Source organism: Escherichia sp. 94.0001 (genome assembly GCF_013369155.2).
Taxonomy (GTDB): domain Bacteria; phylum Pseudomonadota; class Gammaproteobacteria; order Enterobacterales; family Enterobacteriaceae; genus Escherichia; species Escherichia coli_F.
On sequence record NZ_JABWMS020000033.1, the window covers coordinates 1 to 15,103 of the forward strand.

Sequence of the window (15,103 nt, forward strand, 5' to 3'; positions counted from 1 at the left end):
TCGGTGCATATAGTAGAGAATTTATTCAGGTCTAAATTATTCTCTATTTTGGCCAATTTTATGAGTTCATTTGTAGCCATACTCATTAAATCATCTGTTATCGGAAATTTATATATGCTCATAGCAGATAATATTGCTTGCTGAATTATTTCTTCAGAAATATCCGCTATCTTTATTGACAAATCATGTGTTAGATATTTTCCTCCAAGAGATTCTTGTTCAATATAATTTAAACCAGACCTCATCGTAATTTTAACTGGATTCACGAATTTCTCTTCATTTTTCTTATTTTTGTTCTCCTGATCAGGAACTAATGGTTGCAGTGGTAGGCTATTATTAATATTTCGTGGCTTCATTTTACATTTCTCTCATTTGATTAGAGCAAAATCCGAATTCGCAGCTTCTGATAATGTCAAATATCACCTTTTCTAATGCTTTATTCTATCAAAAATCGCTCATTTTTACTTTTTTTACCATAATGTTACTTAGTAGCATCGGCAATTTACATAACTTACATGTTGTTTTTTATATCCTGAAAAAACAGATAGATAGTGTGCACACTCGAAATGATATTGGTAACATAAATAGCTTTATTCGTGACAAACATCTCAAAAGATTTCCTTTTATTATTTTTGAAATTCATTTGATCAAGGTTATCACCTTATGGAGACGTTACGTAGAATGACTATATTTGTTATCGGCACATTAGGGGTATTAAATTTAGTATTGATGGAAGGTGATTATTGAAAAGTAACATCGAGTCACGGTAAAAATGTGAGGTATATAATGGACATTGAGTTTTCGCAGATTCATGAAATGGTCTATATGCATGATATTGTAAATTCGGACTCGAAAAAGAAACCAAGGATTCCGTTAAAAAAATTCCTTAATGCTGAGAAGGTTCTCACGCAAACAACATCATGGGCACTAAATTCAAGATATGTGAATGTTAATTCTGTCAGTAAAGTCAACGTAAAGAGTAAAGTTAAAAACAGTTATATCTCACGATCTGTCAATGATGAGTTTAGTTTAACAGATGATGAAATCAATTCTTTTAAAGAAACGTTAGTCCTTTCCTCTATTGATTCACTAAGTAAACTGGTTCTTAATAATCCTCTTTCTGTATTGTTTACATCGACTGTACGAAGGAATAATAATAGAGCTAAGATGAATGTTGAGTTCGACTCATGGATTTGCACCAGATGTTGTTGATACATGATATTTTACATTGCAAGGTGATGTCTAAAATGAAAGATGTTGATCAAAACTTTGATGCTTTATACTGGCATATACTACAAGCATATTTAATTTTATTGTTTTATGATTAACGAGGTTCCATCTTTTTGTTATCTATTTAAGTTTACCTTGCACAATGCATGATTGCTCTGTTACCAATACTCAAAATAAAAGCATGCTTACCTTGCTTTAGTATATTATAGCTTACACTTTTTTCTGGAAAGACATAAAAATCAGGAATAAGTTCTGCAAGTCTATCATCATCGACTTGATCCATGATCTCAAATTTATTAACTTTCTTTGATGTTAAATGGGCAGTGTCATAGTTTTCAATCCATATGTATTCAATATTTCGCCGTATTGATTTACTTTCTCTGTTACCTTGTTGCCAGGTTCCGCTCAACGCAACAGTTCCTGTTTTATTTTTTTGGTTATACATAAAGTCGATGGTAAGATTTGCTCGCCCCTTGTCATTAAATATTACCCAATTTGCAGTGCATGTTTCATTATATATCATTTTTTCTGCAGTATAAGAGTAAACAATGAAGAGAATAAACCCACTGATAAAAACTAAAATAAATAATAAGTTTTTTTTATAATCAATCACGATTAACCTCACGGTAAGACAGGGTTAAACAGCCTGCCACTTCATGTTGGTTATAGTTTTTATTGCATGCCATAACAATCATCCTCGGTGAGGATTTTGCAAGAGGGAAGTATAACCACGGATATTTTTTACAGTTAATCCCCGAATCCAGTATCCGTGTCTTATATTTATCGAACTCTTTCAACCCATCAATTGTATCTTCTGTCACATTAAAATGGCAGCCATTAATTTCCGCAACAGTCTTGTAATCCTTGAAGAATGGCTTCGGTTGATTATTATTCCATAGCCAATGTGCAGAATATACGCCTATAGCAAATATGCTCAACATAATTAGATAACTTTTTATATGTTTGAGGATTTTGTTATTGAAATTGTTTGCACTACCAATGCTCTCTTTGTACCCCGCATTACCTTTTACGGCAGGTGGGGTATTGTGTGTATGTGCGTCTGTTGAAGAGTTTATTGCATGATTTTGTATGTTAATGTCATTATGAATCTTGAATCCTCTTCTCGGCACGGTTGCAATAAGCGAGTGGGTGGTATCACCAACAGCGCGAAATCCGCGTCTGATAATGGATATGTTCTGATATAACGTGTTAGTTGGCACACGCATACCTTCTTCTTCCCAGACTCTGGTGAAAAAATCTTGTTGTGCAACCACATCAGGAAAAGCTTCAAGTAGAAGTGATAAACAACGACTGGCTGGCGTTGTCAGAACGACGTTAAGATCGGCGTTATGTACCGATATTAATTTTCGGTGCTCAGGCCAGAACTCGATATTATCGTTAATAATCCAGTACATACGTCAATAGACACTAAATCAATCGAAATGGAAATCACATAGTTTGCTAAGTATATTGGTATTTACGGCATAAATATATATTAATTTTATATTTATCATAATGATTGAAATGAGGCTTTAATGTCGCAACGTAAAACTTTACGTAAATTAACATGATTAACATTTACGCCACTATTGTTTGTAAATCCATATTTCGTAATGCTTCTGAATTTTTCGTGTGATGGTTTTAAATACCATGTTGTTTACTCTTGGGGTTACTGCTTATTTATATAATACGGGCATTTCAATAGATGCCCGTATAAGCAGAGTATGATTCTGGCAGATTGTTGAGTATCAATGTTGGACCGAATGTGAACGAATAAATAACTCGTTTATTTTACCACCCATTCTCTTTTCGATTCGTTGCTTGTACGCGTAGATGCTACGGATATCCATATCCAGAACTTCAGCAATCTGATATGGATTATAACCAGAAACCATATACCCCATTATGGTGAATTCCATCTGAGTTAATGTGTTCCCTCTGGTAAATGATAAATAACGACCAATAAATAGTTGTCTGATCTTTTCATTGGCAACATCAAGACCATCATCATTATATATGACAGCAGATATTGCAGAGTTGTGTTTTCGCCAGTAGTTAGCTAACGATTGCATATTGCGGTCGCTGACTAAAACAATCCCCATGTCAGTACTTGCAAGATAGTCAATCCAGTCTTTTTCAAGGAATAGACGTAAAGAACTTACTGAAAAATCGACAAAAATATATCCGCTTAATCTCGCATTGTGGTTTTTTGTTAAGATACCTTCCACCACACCACGATTAAAATATGAACTTTCTTCGGGCCACATACAAAAACACGAGTTTGCGCAATACTGCAAACGCGGTGACTCTTCTGGCATTATTTGGCAATGCATTGAGCAACTATTGCATGTAAGACTTTTATAACGACTACAAAGCCCCATGTTAAGAACCTCCCTATCCGTATATAATTGCATAATTTCATTGGTTATTGATGATGTCAATACACCATGATTTTGTAATTTTGCTGGGAAAAATTGCGATTAATCTGTATTTGCTATAATTCTGAGTAAGGCATTTAAAAATGCATTTCTCGTTATCAAATATGATTATGTTTCACTGATTTAATCTTGCATGGTTGAGAACGGTCCAGATAACTATCTCATGGTATAAGAATATCTATATCGCAAATTGTTTTTGAATGACCAGAAGATATCTTGCGAATCTAAGTTATGCATCTTAAATAGTCTTATTTAAGATGTTCAGATCTCTTTGTGTGTTTAACTAACTGATAATACTAGGATATGACGAGAGAAGTGATAGGGCGGAATAATAACAAATGAACATTATGAAAACTGGAATGGTTCAAAATTGTAGCAATTTTGAACCATTCACAACGGATATTAGCTAAAGAACATTACCGATACGCACAGGATACCCACGATCAGCGTAATCAGATTTCCGATGGAACGCCAGGGTTTAAGCTCCGGGATGAGATATGTTGACAGCGTAGGCATGATGAAAAGTATCATGGCAATGAGCGGGCCGCTGATCGCGTAAATCATCGAAATCGCGTTCGGGTTAATGCAACAAACAAAGAAGGTAATGAGCGATACCAACATAATTGATAGTGCGCGGTTAAATGCACGACTTTTCTTTACACCAACCTGCTGTAGTGTTGTTTTGACGACCTCCGTGGCACCTTCAATAACGCCAAAGTACGTACCCAGGAATGATTTCGACATCGCAACTACTGCGACAATAATCCCGGAAATTGACAACCATGCTGGGGCGTTCGGCAGCATAGAAAGCGCCGATAAAATGGTAACCCCTTCTTCTTTAGCCGCTTCAATATACGAAGGTGGAATAGAAAGCAGGCAGCTAAAGACAAAGAACAGTACACTTATGCAGATGATGAGATAAGCGACTTTCATAATTTTTTTGCATTTATCCATAGCGTGTTCGCCATATTTTTCACGTCTGTCTATGGCAAACGTAGAAATAATGGGCGTATGGCTAAAGGCGAAAACCATCACGGGAATCGATATCCATATCTGGTGAAGGGTATTCTGATTGAACTCTACCTGGGTAGTTAATAGATCAGGTTGCCAACTACCGACCAGGTAAATAGATAGAAATAGGAAATAGGCAATCAATGGGAATACCAAAAATCCCATTACCCGAATAGTGGCATGGCGTCCCATCAGAAAAATGAGATTCAGAATTAATACAACACCCAGACTCACCAACATACGGATGCGAAGATCAATAACCATATGCTTTGCCAGCTGTTCCGTAAGTGAGTTGGTAATTGCCACGGCATATATCAACACGACGACAAAAAAGGCGATGAAGTACAGCGTGGTAATCAGATTACCAATCTTCTTGCCATAGTAGTGTGTTACCGCGCCCGTTATCCCTTCACCTGCTGATGTTTTTGATGAGAGGATGAATTGGCATAAGGCTTTATGTGGCCAATATGTTAAAGGCCAGGCGACCAGAGCAGTAATAAACAGGACCACAGCCCCTGCCGAACCTAACTGAATAGGAAGGAAGAGCGTGCCTGCACCAACGGCTGTGCCGTAGAGCGCGAAACTCCACAGAGTTTCTTCTTTTGACCAAATATTAGACATTATCTGAACGTATCATCTACAAATTAAACAAAATGGAGGGCAATTTACCATAAACCAGGTTAAGTATGGGAGATTAACGCCCTTTCTACCTCTCTATTGGTGGGTTAGTGGTTGCAAACCTTACGTGCCAGTTATGTCTCTGAGTGCTGGTCAGGCGTATTTCCTTTGTGATAAAAATCACTTTTTTTAAACAATTAAGATAACTGTAATTAACAATCATTTACTATTGCACTGTCAATTGGTGCGAGGTTGTGATGAAAGACGTTGTGATTGTCGGGGCGTTACGGACACCTATCGGCTGTTTTCGTGGTGCGTTAGCGGGTCATTCCGCCGTGGAACTTGGCAGCCTGGTCGTGAAAGCGTTAATAGAACGTACCGGTGTTTCTGCATATGCGGTGGATGAAGTGATTCTTGGTCAGGTGTTGACTGCAGGGGCAGGGCAAAATCCGGCAAGGCAATCGGCTATTAAAGGTGGTCTTCCTAACAGCGTTTCTGCAATCACTATTAATGACGTTTGCGGTTCCGGGCTTAAAGCACTGCATCTGGCTACTCAGGCGATCCAGTGTGGCGAGGCGGATATTGTCATCGCCGGTGGCCAGGAAAACATGAGCCGCGCACCACACGTTCTTACAGATAGCCGCACCGGTGCACAGCTTGGCAATAGCCAGTTGGTTGATAGTCTGGTGCATGACGGCTTGTGGGATGCCTTCAATGATTATCATATTGGTGTCACCGCCGAAAATCTGGCTCGCGAATATGGCATCAGCCGTCAGTTGCAGGATGCTTACGCACTTAGCTCGCAACAAAAAGCGCGAGCGGCGATTGACGCCGGACGATTTAAAGATGAAATCGTCCCGGTAATGACCCAAAGTAACGGTCAGGCGTTGGTTGTTGATACCGATGAACAGCCACGCACTGACGCCAGTGCAGAAGGCTTGGCCCGTTTAAATCCTTCATTTGATAGTCTCGGTTCTGTGACAGCGGGTAATGCATCATCCATAAACGATGGCGCAGCTGCGGTAATGATGATGAGCGAAGCCAAAGCGCGAGCGTTGAATTTACCCGTGCTTGCCCGCATTCGCGCATTTGCCAGCGTTGGTGTAGATCCGGCATTAATGGGAATTGCGCCGGTGTATGCGACACGCCGTTGCCTGGAACGTGTCGGCTGGCAGTTGGCTGATGTCGATCTTATTGAGGCTAATGAAGCGTTTGCTGCTCAGGCGCTTTCGGTTGGCAAGATGCTTGAATGGGATGAGCGTCGGGTCAATGTTAATGGTGGCGCGATCGCGCTCGGTCACCCAATAGGCGCGTCCGGTTGCCGAATCCTGGTTTCTCTGGTTCATGAAATGGTGAAACGTAATGCCCGCAAAGGACTGGCTACGCTTTGTATCGGCGGGGGCCAGGGCGTGGCATTGACCATTGAACGTGACGAATAGCTCTGCATTTCCTCCTTACCGATAAATATCAGCCGTCATTAATCTGTTGAATAATGGTGGCTGGCGAGTCGACATACATTTTCAGGGCTCCCTGATTTTTCCATTCTCATGACATATTCGTGATCGACACTGCACTTTTTTCAGTCCTTACCTTAAAAATGAAACATTGTTTTATTTTTAATTGAAAACCCTACCCTGTGGGCATATCATCCCCTTATAGAGAAAACGAAACAGCGTTTCACTATCGTTTTCTATTTTCACGCTTCACTGATTATCGGAGGTTGATGTGGACGTAAGACAGAGTATCCACAGTGCGCATGCAAAAACGCTGGATACCCAGGGGTTGCGCAATGAATTTTTGGTTGAAAAGGTATTTGTCGCCGATGAGTACACCATGGTTTACAGCCACATTGACCGTATTATTGTTGGCGGCATTATGCCGGTAACTAAAACGGTTTCCGTTGGCGGGGAAGTTGGTAAACAACTCGGGGTAAGCTATTTCCTGGAACGTCGCGAGCTAGGTGTTATCAATATTGGCGGTGCCGGTACGATTACCGTCGATGGTCAATGCTATGAAATCGGTCACCGCGAAGCCCTGTATGTTGGTAAAGGCGCAAAAGAAGTTGTCTTTGCCAGTATTGATACCGCTACTCCGGCGAAGTTTTATTACAATTGCGCACCTGCGCATACGACGTATCCCACCAAAAAAGTCACACCGGACGAAGTATCTCCAGTCACGTTAGGCGATAACCTCACCAGCAACCGTCGCACGATTAACAAATATTTTGTCCCGGATGTGCTGGAAACCTGCCAATTGAGTATGGGGCTGACGGAGCTGGCTCCGGGTAACTTGTGGAACACCATGCCGTGTCACACCCACGAGCGCCGGATGGAAGTTTATTTCTATTTCAATATGGATGATGACGCCTGCGTTTTCCACATGATGGGGCAGCCGCAAGAAACGCGTCATATTGTGATGCATAACGAGCAGGCGGTGATCTCCCCGAGCTGGTCGATCCATTCCGGTGTCGGAAGCAAAGCTTATACCTTTATCTGGGGCATGGTCGGTGAAAACCAGGTCTTTGATGATATGGACCATGTGGCCGTTAAAGATTTGCGCTAGTTGTGGGCATAAACGAATAAGGTATTGTTATGATTTTAAGTGCATTTTCTCTCGAAGGTAAAGTTGCGGTCGTCACTGGTTGTGATACTGGACTGGGTCAGGGGATGGCGTTGGGGCTGGCGCAAGCGGGCTGTGACATTGTTGGCATTAACATCGTTGAACCGACTGAAACCATCAAGCAGGTCACGGCGCTGGGGCGTCGTTTTTTAAGCCTGACCGCCGATCTGCGAAAGATTGATGGTATTCCTGGACTGCTGGATCGCGCGGTAGCTGAGTTTGGTCATATTGATATCCTGGTGAATAACGCCGGATTGATTCGGCGCGAAGATGCTCTCGAGTTCAGCGAAAAAGACTGGGACGATGTAATGAACCTGAATATCAAGAGCGTATTCTTCATGTCTCAGGCAGCGGCGAAACACTTTATCGCACAAGGCAATGGCGGCAAGATTATCAATATCGCGTCAATGCTCTCCTTCCAGGGCGGGATCCGTGTGCCTTCTTATACCGCATCAAAAAGCGGCGTGATGGGCGTGACGCGATTGATGGCGAATGAATGGGCTAAACACAACATTAATGTTAATGCGATAGCTCCGGGTTACATGGCGACCAACAATACTCAACAACTACGGGCAGATGAACAACGTAGCGCGGAAATTCTCGACCGCATTCCAGCTGGCCGTTGGGGACTGCCGAGTGACCTGATGGGGCCGGTAGTGTTTCTTGCCTCCAGTGCTTCAGATTATGTGAATGGTTATACCATTGCCGTGGATGGCGGTTGGCTGGCTCGTTAATCCATTCTTCTTACTTTTATGACCCTGCCGCATGGCAGGGTTTTTTATACCTGTAGATCATCATAATCCATATCATGGTTATGAAATAATCCATATCAATTATCAATTAGTGAACTTTATGAATTTTATCTGCTTTAAAATTAGTTGGTTAATAATAATCTCAATAATTCAACTTAATTTGAAAATTGGAATATCCATCACATAACGACATGTCGCAGCAATTTAATCCATATTTATGCTATTTCCGACCTGACACCTGTGTGAATTGTTCACGTATTTTTTCACTATGTCTTACTCTCTGCTGGCAGGAAAAAATGGTTACTATCAATACGGAATCTGCTTTAACGCCACGTTCTTTGCGGGATACGCGGCGTATGAATATGTTTGTTTCGGTAGCTGCTGCGGTCGCAGGATTGTTATTTGGTCTTGATATCGGCGTAATCGCCGGAGCCTTGCCGTTCATTACCGATCACTTTGTGCTGACCAGCCGTTTGCAGGAATGGGTGGTTAGTAGCATGATGCTCGGCGCAGCAATTGGTGCGCTGTTTAATGGGTGGCTGTCGTTCCGCCTGGGGCGTAAATACAGCCTGATGGCGGGGGCTATCCTTTTTGTGCTCGGTTCGATCGGGTCCGCTTTTGCGACCAGCGTAGAGATGTTAATCGCCGCTCGTGTGGTGCTGGGCATTGCTGTCGGGATCGCGTCTTACACCGCTCCTCTGTATCTTTCTGAAATGGCAAGTGAAAACGTTCGCGGTAAGATGATCAGTATGTACCAGTTGATGGTCACACTCGGCATCGTGCTGGCGTTTTTATCCGATACAGCGTTCAGTTATAGCGGTAACTGGCGCGCAATGTTGGGGGTTCTTGCTTTACCAGCAGTCCTGCTGATTATTCTGGTGGTCTTCCTGCCAAATAGCCCGCGCTGGCTGGCGGAAAAGGGGCGTCATATTGAGGCGGAAGAAGTGTTGCGTATGCTGCGCGATACGTCGGAAAAAGCGCGAGAAGAACTCAACGAAATTCGTGAAAGCCTGAAGTTAAAACAGGGCGGTTGGGCACTGTTTAAGATCAACCGTAACGTCCGTCGTGCTGTGTTTCTCGGTATGTTGTTGCAGGCGATGCAGCAGTTTACCGGTATGAACATCATCATGTACTACGCGCCGCGTATCTTCAAAATGGCGGGCTTTACGACCACAGAACAACAGATGATTGCGACTCTGGTCGTAGGGCTGACCTTTATGTTCGCCACCTTCATTGCGGTCTTTACGGTAGATAAAGCAGGGCGTAAACCGGCTCTGAAAATTGGTTTCAGCGTGATGGCGTTAGGCACTCTGGTGCTGGGCTATTGCCTGATGCAGTTTGATAACGGTACGGCTTCCAGTGGCTTGTCCTGGCTCTCTGTTGGCATGACGATGATGTGTATTGCCGGTTATGCGATGAGCGCCGCGCCAGTGGTGTGGATCCTGTGCTCTGAAATTCAGCCGCTGAAATGCCGCGATTTTGGCATCACCTGCTCAACGACGACAAACTGGGTGTCGAATATGATTATCGGCGCGACCTTCCTGACACTGCTTGATAGCATTGGCGCTGCCGGTACGTTCTGGCTCTACACTGCGCTGAACATTGCGTTTGTGGGCATCACTTTCTGGCTCATTCCGGAAACTAAAAATGTCACGCTGGAACATATCGAACGCAAACTTATGGCAGGCGAAAAGTTGAGAAATATCGGCGTCTGATTTCACGGGCCGGATGTGCTGTACATCCGGCCCTTTTTTCGTTAATAGAGATTGGGCACCTGGCCGTTGAGGCGTTTGTCTCGTTCCTTATTCAGCCTTGTTGCGGTAACACACATCAGGAGAGAGGAATGAAAACAATTGGTTTGCTGGGAGGAATGAGTTGGGAATCCACTATTCCTTATTATCGTCTGATTAATGAAGGTATTAAACAGCGGCTTGGTGGGCTTCACTCTGCGCAAGTGCTGCTACATAGCGTCGATTTTCATGAAATAGAAGAGTGCCAGTGTCGCGGCGAGTGGGACAAAACCGGGGATATTCTGGCTGAGGCGGCGCTTGGCTTACAGCGGGCGGGCGCAGAAGGCATTGTGTTATGTACCAATACGATGCACAAAGTGGCGGATGCCATTGAGTCTCGTTGCTCTCTGCCTTTCTTACATATAGCGGATGCCACTGGACGTGCAATTATCCGGGCTGGGATGACTCGTGTGGCGCTGCTGGGTACACGTTACACCATGGAACAGGATTTTTATCGCGGGCGGCTGACGGAACAATTTTCCATCAACTGTCTCATTCCTGAAGCGGATGAACGGGCAAAAATTAATCAGATTATTTTTGAAGAACTGTGTCTGGGGCAATTTACCGAAGCGTCACGCGCTTATTATGCGCAAGTGATTGCTCGCCTTGCAGAACAGGGCGCACAGGGCGTCATTTTTGGCTGCACAGAAATTGGTTTACTGGTGCCAGAAGAGCGCAGTGTTCTGCCTGTGTTTGATACCGCGGCGATCCATGCCGAGGATGCTGTCGCTTTTATGCTGTCGTAGCTGACGACAAAATAGCGTCAAGAGAAGTGACCAGTTTCGGTAATCCCGCTTGTAAATGCTCACTAAACGCCTGAACCAGCGCTGATGACGGGCGGTGCAGGGGGCGGATCAGGCTGACGGTGAACGGAACCGCAATACTGAACCGCCGCACTACTAAACCGCTTGCCGCATAATCCAGTGCGGTGAGCGGGTTAACCACCGAAACACCTACCCCCGCCCGTACCATTGCGCAGACTGACGCGGCGCTGTGGGTTTCTACGATCATGCGTCGTTTAACCTGATTCTCAGTAAACAATTGATCCAGCAACTGGCGATAGCTGTCAGTACGGGAAAGGCTGATGTAGTTCTCACCCTGAAAATCATCCGGCGTTAATACCTTTTTTACCGCCAGCGGATGACCCGGAGGTAACACACACACTTCATCTAAAGAGAGTAATTCGGTACGTTCTGTTCCCGCAGGCGTATGGAGCGTTTCAGTGAGTCCTAAATCATGACGCTGGGCCGAGAGCCACTCTTCAAGTAGCGGTGACTCCTGCGGCACGATATTTAAGCTGACATCGGGATAACGTGCCAGAAAGGGTTGCAGGAGCTGCGGTAAAAAAGATTGCGAAAAGACCGGCAGGCAGGCAATAGACAGTTCTCCCTGGCGAAACTCGCGCAGACTTTCTGCGGCACTGACAATGCGATCCAGTCCGTACCAGGATCGTTGCACTTCTTCAAACAGACGCAGTCCTTGCACGGTAGGATGTAATCGTCCACGTATGCGCTCAAACAATTTCAGCCCGATCACCTTCTCAAAGCGCGCCAGTTCGCGGCTGACGGTTGGCTGTGAGGTGTGTAGCAGGTGTGCCGCCTCAGTCAGGCTTCCGGCGGTCATTACCGCATGAAAAATTTCAATATGACGTAAGTTAACGGCGGCCATTAGCGCTCTCTCGCAATCCGGTAATCCATATCATTTTTGCATAGACTCGACATAAATCGATATTTTTTATTCTTTTTATGATGTGGCGTAATCATAAAAAAGCACTTATCTGGAGTTTGTTATGCCACATTCACTGTTCAGCACCGATACCGACCTCACCGCCGAAAATCTGCTGCGTTTGCCCGCAGAATTTGGCTGCCCGGTGTGGGTCTACGATGCGCAAATTATTCGTCGGCAGATTGCAGCGCTGAAACAGTTTGATGTGGTGCGCTTTGCACAGAAAGCCTGTTCCAATATTCATATTTTGCGCTTAATGCGTGAGCAGGGCGTAAAAGTGGATTCCGTCTCGTTAGGCGAAATAGAGCGTGCACTGGTGGCGGGTTACAATCCGCAAACGCACCCCGATGATATTGTTTTTACGGCAGATGTTATCGATCAGGCGACGCTTGAACGCGTCAGTGAATTGCAGATTCCGGTGAATGCGGGTTCTGTCGATATGCTCGACCAACTGGGGCAGGTTTCGCCAGGGCATCGGGTATGGCTGCGCGTTAACCCGGGGTTTGGTCACGGGCATAGCCAAAAAACCAATACCGGTGGCGAAAACAGCAAGCACGGTATCTGGTACACCGATCTGCCCGCCGCACTGGACGTGATACAACGTCATCATCTACAGCTGGTCGGCATTCACATGCACATTGGTTCTGGCGTTGATTATGCCCATCTGGAACAGGTATGTGGTGCTATGGTGCGTCAGGTCCTCGAATTCGGTCAGGATTTACAAGCTATTTCTGCGGGCGGTGGGCTTTCTATTCCTTATCAACAGGGTGAAGAGGCGGTTGATACCGAACATTATTATGGTCTGTGGAATGCCGCGCGTGAGCAAATCGCCCGCCATTTGGGCCATCCTGTGAAACTGGAAATTGAACCGGGTCGCTTTCTGGTAGCGCAGGCTGGCGTATTAATTACTCAAGTGCGGAGCGTCAAACAAATGGGTAGCCGCCACTTTGTGCTGGTTGATGCCGGGTTCAACGATCTGATGCGCCCGGCAATGTACGGTAGTTACCACCATATCAGTGCCCTGGCATCTGATGGTCGTTCTCTGGAACACGCACCAACGGTGGAAACCGTCGTCGCCGGACCGTTATGTGAATCGGGCGATGTCTTTACCCAGCAGGAAGGGGGAAATGTCGAAACCCGCGCCTTGCCGGAAGTGAAGGCAGGTGATTATCTGGTACTGCATGATACAGGGGCATATGGCGCATCAATGTCATCCAACTACAATAGCCGTCCGCTGTTACCAGAAGTTCTGTTTGATAATGGTCAGGCGCGGTTGATTCGCCGACGCCAGACCATTGAAGAATTACTGGCGCTGGAATTGCTTTAACTGCGGTTAGTCGCTGGTTGCATGATGACTTGCCTCCAGCGACGGAGTTGACACTGAATGGCGACGTACCAGCGTCGGACTAAAGACATTAGTGATTTCCGGGAGAGGGCGATTATCAGCCAGCGCCAAAGCCAGTTCGGCAGCCTGGGTCGCCATCGTCACGATTGGGTAACGCACGGTGGTCAGACGCGGGCGCACATAGCGTGACACCAGCACATCATCAAAGCCAATTAACGAAATCTCACCCGGTACTTCAATACCATTATCATTGAGAACGCCCATCGCACCCGCCGCCATTGAATCGTTATAACAGGCTACCGCAGTGAAATTCCTTCCGCGTCCCAAAAGCTCGGTCATTGCCTGTTCGCCGCCACTTTCGTCTGGTTCGCCAAATGTCACTAGCCGGTCATTGGCCGGAATACCACTTTCAGCAAGGGCATCGTAATACCCTTGCAGACGATCTTCGGCGTCAGAAATAGAGTGGTTAGAGCACAGATAACCAATGCGGGTATGACCTTGCTGAATTAAATGACGCGTTGCCAGCCAGGCACCGTAACGATCGTCCAGAGCAATACAACGGTTTTCAAAGCCAGGCAGGATACGGTTGATCAGCACCATACCGGGCATTTGTTTCATTAATGAGGCTAAATCGGCATCCGGGATCATTTTGGCATGGACAACCAGCGCAGCACAGCGGTGGCGGATCAGTTGCTCAATGGCCTGACGCTCTTTTTGTTCGTTGTGGTAACCGTTGCCAATCAATAAAAAATTACCAGTGTGATAAGCCACCTGCTCGACCGCTTTCACCATTGCACCGAAAAACGGATCGGAAACATCACCAACGACCAGACCGACCGTTTCAGTGGTCTGTTGCGCCAGCGCACGGGCGTTGGCGTTCGGGTGATAACTAAGAGACTCCATTGCACTATGCACAGCCAGCCGGGAGGCTTCGCTGGCTTTGGGTGAATTATTAATGACGCGGGAAACGGTGGCGACTGAAACGCCTGCCAGTCGGGCTACATCCTTTATGGTCGCCATGAAAATACCTTAGTGGGTAAACGCTTACATTCTGTCAGTGTTACGGAAAATACCTGTTGGTTCAAGTGGCGACGTGTTTTCATCGTGGGAATGTGAGCCAAACGCAAATAAATAAGACAAAAAAAGAGATTGCAAACCTTTGGTTACACTTTGCGAAACGCTGTTGCGATTGACCGCTGGTTGCGTTTGGCTTCAGGTTGCTAAAGTGGTGGTCCCAGAGGTATTGATAGGTGAAGTCAACTTCGGGTTGAGCACATGAATTACACCAGCCTGCGCAGATGCGCAGGTTTTTTTTTGCCGGTCATCAATCTGTAACAGTAACCGACAATTTACACACCTCGTTGCATTTCCCTTCATTCCTTTGCGTTTTATCGCTGGCGAAGAGTCGTCGTGCAGACCACAATCAAGATCCCAGAGGTATTGATTGGTGAGATTATTCGGTACGCTCTTCGTACCCTGTCTCTTGCACCAACCTGCGCGGATGCGCAGGTTTTTTTTCGCACCTAATTTACTGTCGCTCGCGTTCTTTATCTCGTGTAATCTCCCTCCATTCGC

Annotated in this window: 15 protein-coding genes; 8 read left to right on the forward strand and 7 right to left on the reverse strand. The window is 45.2% G+C overall.

Going from position 1 to position 15,103, the window contains the following annotated elements; all coding sequences use genetic code 11:
• A partial coding sequence (locus HEN33_RS15345) for a hypothetical protein (protein WP_183083440.1) occupies nt 1-356 on the reverse strand: 356 nt, incomplete at its 3' end.
• Nucleotides 357-786: 430 nt separating this feature from the next.
• Here HEN33_RS15345 and yqeK point away from each other — a divergent pair.
• Both yqeK and HEN33_RS15355 read left to right on the forward strand, forming a co-directional pair.
• Nucleotides 787-1,212: a protein YqeK gene (yqeK, locus tag HEN33_RS15350; protein ID WP_000350603.1), complete on the forward strand. Its 426-nt coding sequence runs from the start codon at nt 787-789 to the stop codon at nt 1,210-1,212.
• 35 nt (nt 1,213-1,247) lie between these two features.
• Nucleotides 1,248-1,328, forward strand: a complete 81-nt coding sequence (locus HEN33_RS15355) for a hypothetical protein (protein ID WP_072132081.1) — start codon at nt 1,248-1,250, stop codon at nt 1,326-1,328.
• 32 nt (nt 1,329-1,360) lie between these two features.
• Here the strand turns inward: HEN33_RS15355 and yqeJ are convergent, their stop codons facing one another.
• From yqeJ to HEN33_RS15375, 4 genes are all read right to left on the reverse strand, one after another.
• Entirely contained in the window at nt 1,361-1,843 is a 483-nt protein-coding gene (yqeJ, locus tag HEN33_RS15360; protein ID WP_183083441.1) for a protein YqeJ, read from the reverse strand.
• Nucleotides 1,836-2,645, reverse strand: a complete 810-nt coding sequence (locus HEN33_RS15365) for a winged helix-turn-helix domain-containing protein (RefSeq protein ID WP_088542177.1) — start codon at nt 2,643-2,645, stop codon at nt 1,836-1,838. The genes yqeJ and HEN33_RS15365 overlap by 8 nt, the downstream gene beginning before the upstream one ends.
• 333 nt (nt 2,646-2,978) lie before the next feature.
• The gene (locus tag HEN33_RS15370; protein WP_176262882.1) at nt 2,979-3,611 is read right to left on the reverse strand and encodes a helix-turn-helix transcriptional regulator; all 633 of its coding nucleotides are present in this window, start codon (nt 3,609-3,611) and stop codon (nt 2,979-2,981) included.
• Between the two features lie 459 nt (nt 3,612-4,070).
• Nucleotides 4,071-5,300: an amino acid permease gene (locus HEN33_RS15375; protein ID WP_176262881.1), complete on the reverse strand. Its 1,230-nt coding sequence runs from the start codon at nt 5,298-5,300 to the stop codon at nt 4,071-4,073.
• A 254-nt stretch (nt 5,301-5,554) separates the two neighbouring features.
• On the opposite strand from HEN33_RS15375, the gene HEN33_RS15380 reads away from it, so the two are divergent.
• The 5 genes from HEN33_RS15380 to ygeA all read left to right on the forward strand — a co-directional run bounded on the left by HEN33_RS15380 (nt 5,555) and on the right by ygeA (nt 11,204).
• Nucleotides 5,555-6,736 (forward strand): acetyl-CoA C-acetyltransferase, encoded by a 1,182-nt coding sequence (locus HEN33_RS15380; RefSeq protein ID WP_000656039.1) that lies wholly within the window; start codon nt 5,555-5,557, stop codon nt 6,734-6,736.
• A gap of 286 nt (nt 6,737-7,022) precedes the next feature.
• A complete protein-coding gene (gene kduI, locus HEN33_RS15385; protein ID WP_176262880.1) occupies nt 7,023-7,859 on the forward strand; it encodes a 5-dehydro-4-deoxy-D-glucuronate isomerase in 837 nt (278 codons plus the stop codon).
• 29 nt (nt 7,860-7,888) lie between these two features.
• Complete coding sequence (gene kduD / locus HEN33_RS15390) at nt 7,889-8,650, forward strand: 2-dehydro-3-deoxy-D-gluconate 5-dehydrogenase KduD (protein WP_000603526.1); 762 nt, start codon at nt 7,889-7,891, stop codon at nt 8,648-8,650.
• Nucleotides 8,651-8,964: 314 nt separating this feature from the next.
• Nucleotides 8,965-10,383, forward strand: coding sequence for an arabinose-proton symporter AraE (gene araE, locus HEN33_RS15395; protein ID WP_000256438.1), 1,419 nt, complete (start codon nt 8,965-8,967; stop codon nt 10,381-10,383).
• Nucleotides 10,384-10,511: 128 nt separating this feature from the next.
• Nucleotides 10,512-11,204, forward strand: coding sequence for an amino acid racemase (gene ygeA, locus HEN33_RS15400; protein ID WP_176262879.1), 693 nt, complete (start codon nt 10,512-10,514; stop codon nt 11,202-11,204).
• On the opposite strand, the gene lysR is transcribed toward ygeA, so the two are convergent.
• A complete protein-coding gene (lysR, locus tag HEN33_RS15405; RefSeq protein ID WP_039020555.1) occupies nt 11,191-12,126 on the reverse strand; it encodes a DNA-binding transcriptional regulator LysR in 936 nt (311 codons plus the stop codon). The genes ygeA and lysR overlap by 14 nt on opposite strands.
• A 121-nt stretch (nt 12,127-12,247) precedes the next feature.
• Between lysR and lysA the strand changes: the two genes are divergently transcribed.
• Nucleotides 12,248-13,510, forward strand: coding sequence for a diaminopimelate decarboxylase (gene lysA / locus HEN33_RS15410; RefSeq protein WP_001120734.1), 1,263 nt, complete (start codon nt 12,248-12,250; stop codon nt 13,508-13,510).
• A gap of 6 nt (nt 13,511-13,516) precedes the next feature.
• Here the strand turns inward: lysA and galR are convergent, their stop codons facing one another.
• Complete coding sequence (galR, locus tag HEN33_RS15415) at nt 13,517-14,548, reverse strand: HTH-type transcriptional regulator GalR (protein WP_088542174.1); 1,032 nt, start codon at nt 14,546-14,548, stop codon at nt 13,517-13,519.
• Between the last annotated feature and the right edge of the window lie 555 nt (nt 14,549-15,103).

Excerpts from the sequence above, each read along its gene's own strand:
- yqeK (WP_000350603.1), top strand. The coding sequence starts at position 787 with ATGGACATTGAGTTTTCGCAGATTCATGAAATGGTCTATATGCATGAT.
- HEN33_RS15355 (WP_072132081.1), top strand. The coding sequence starts at position 1,248 with ATGAAAGATGTTGATCAAAACTTTGATGCTTTATACTGGCATATACTA.
- HEN33_RS15365 (WP_088542177.1), bottom strand. The coding sequence starts at position 2,645 with ATGTACTGGATTATTAACGATAATATCGAGTTCTGGCCTGAGCACCGA.
- HEN33_RS15370 (WP_176262882.1), bottom strand. The coding sequence starts at position 3,611 with ATGGGGCTTTGTAGTCGTTATAAAAGTCTTACATGCAATAGTTGCTCA.
- HEN33_RS15375 (WP_176262881.1), bottom strand. The coding sequence starts at position 5,300 with ATGTCTAATATTTGGTCAAAAGAAGAAACTCTGTGGAGTTTCGCGCTC.
- HEN33_RS15380 (WP_000656039.1), top strand. The coding sequence starts at position 5,555 with ATGAAAGACGTTGTGATTGTCGGGGCGTTACGGACACCTATCGGCTGT.
- kduD (WP_000603526.1), top strand. The coding sequence starts at position 7,889 with ATGATTTTAAGTGCATTTTCTCTCGAAGGTAAAGTTGCGGTCGTCACT.
- araE (WP_000256438.1), top strand. The coding sequence starts at position 8,965 with ATGGTTACTATCAATACGGAATCTGCTTTAACGCCACGTTCTTTGCGG.
- ygeA (WP_176262879.1), top strand. The coding sequence starts at position 10,512 with ATGAAAACAATTGGTTTGCTGGGAGGAATGAGTTGGGAATCCACTATT.
- lysR (WP_039020555.1), bottom strand. The coding sequence starts at position 12,126 with ATGGCCGCCGTTAACTTACGTCATATTGAAATTTTTCATGCGGTAATG.
- lysA (WP_001120734.1), top strand. The coding sequence starts at position 12,248 with ATGCCACATTCACTGTTCAGCACCGATACCGACCTCACCGCCGAAAAT.
- galR (WP_088542174.1), bottom strand. The coding sequence starts at position 14,548 with ATGGCGACCATAAAGGATGTAGCCCGACTGGCAGGCGTTTCAGTCGCC.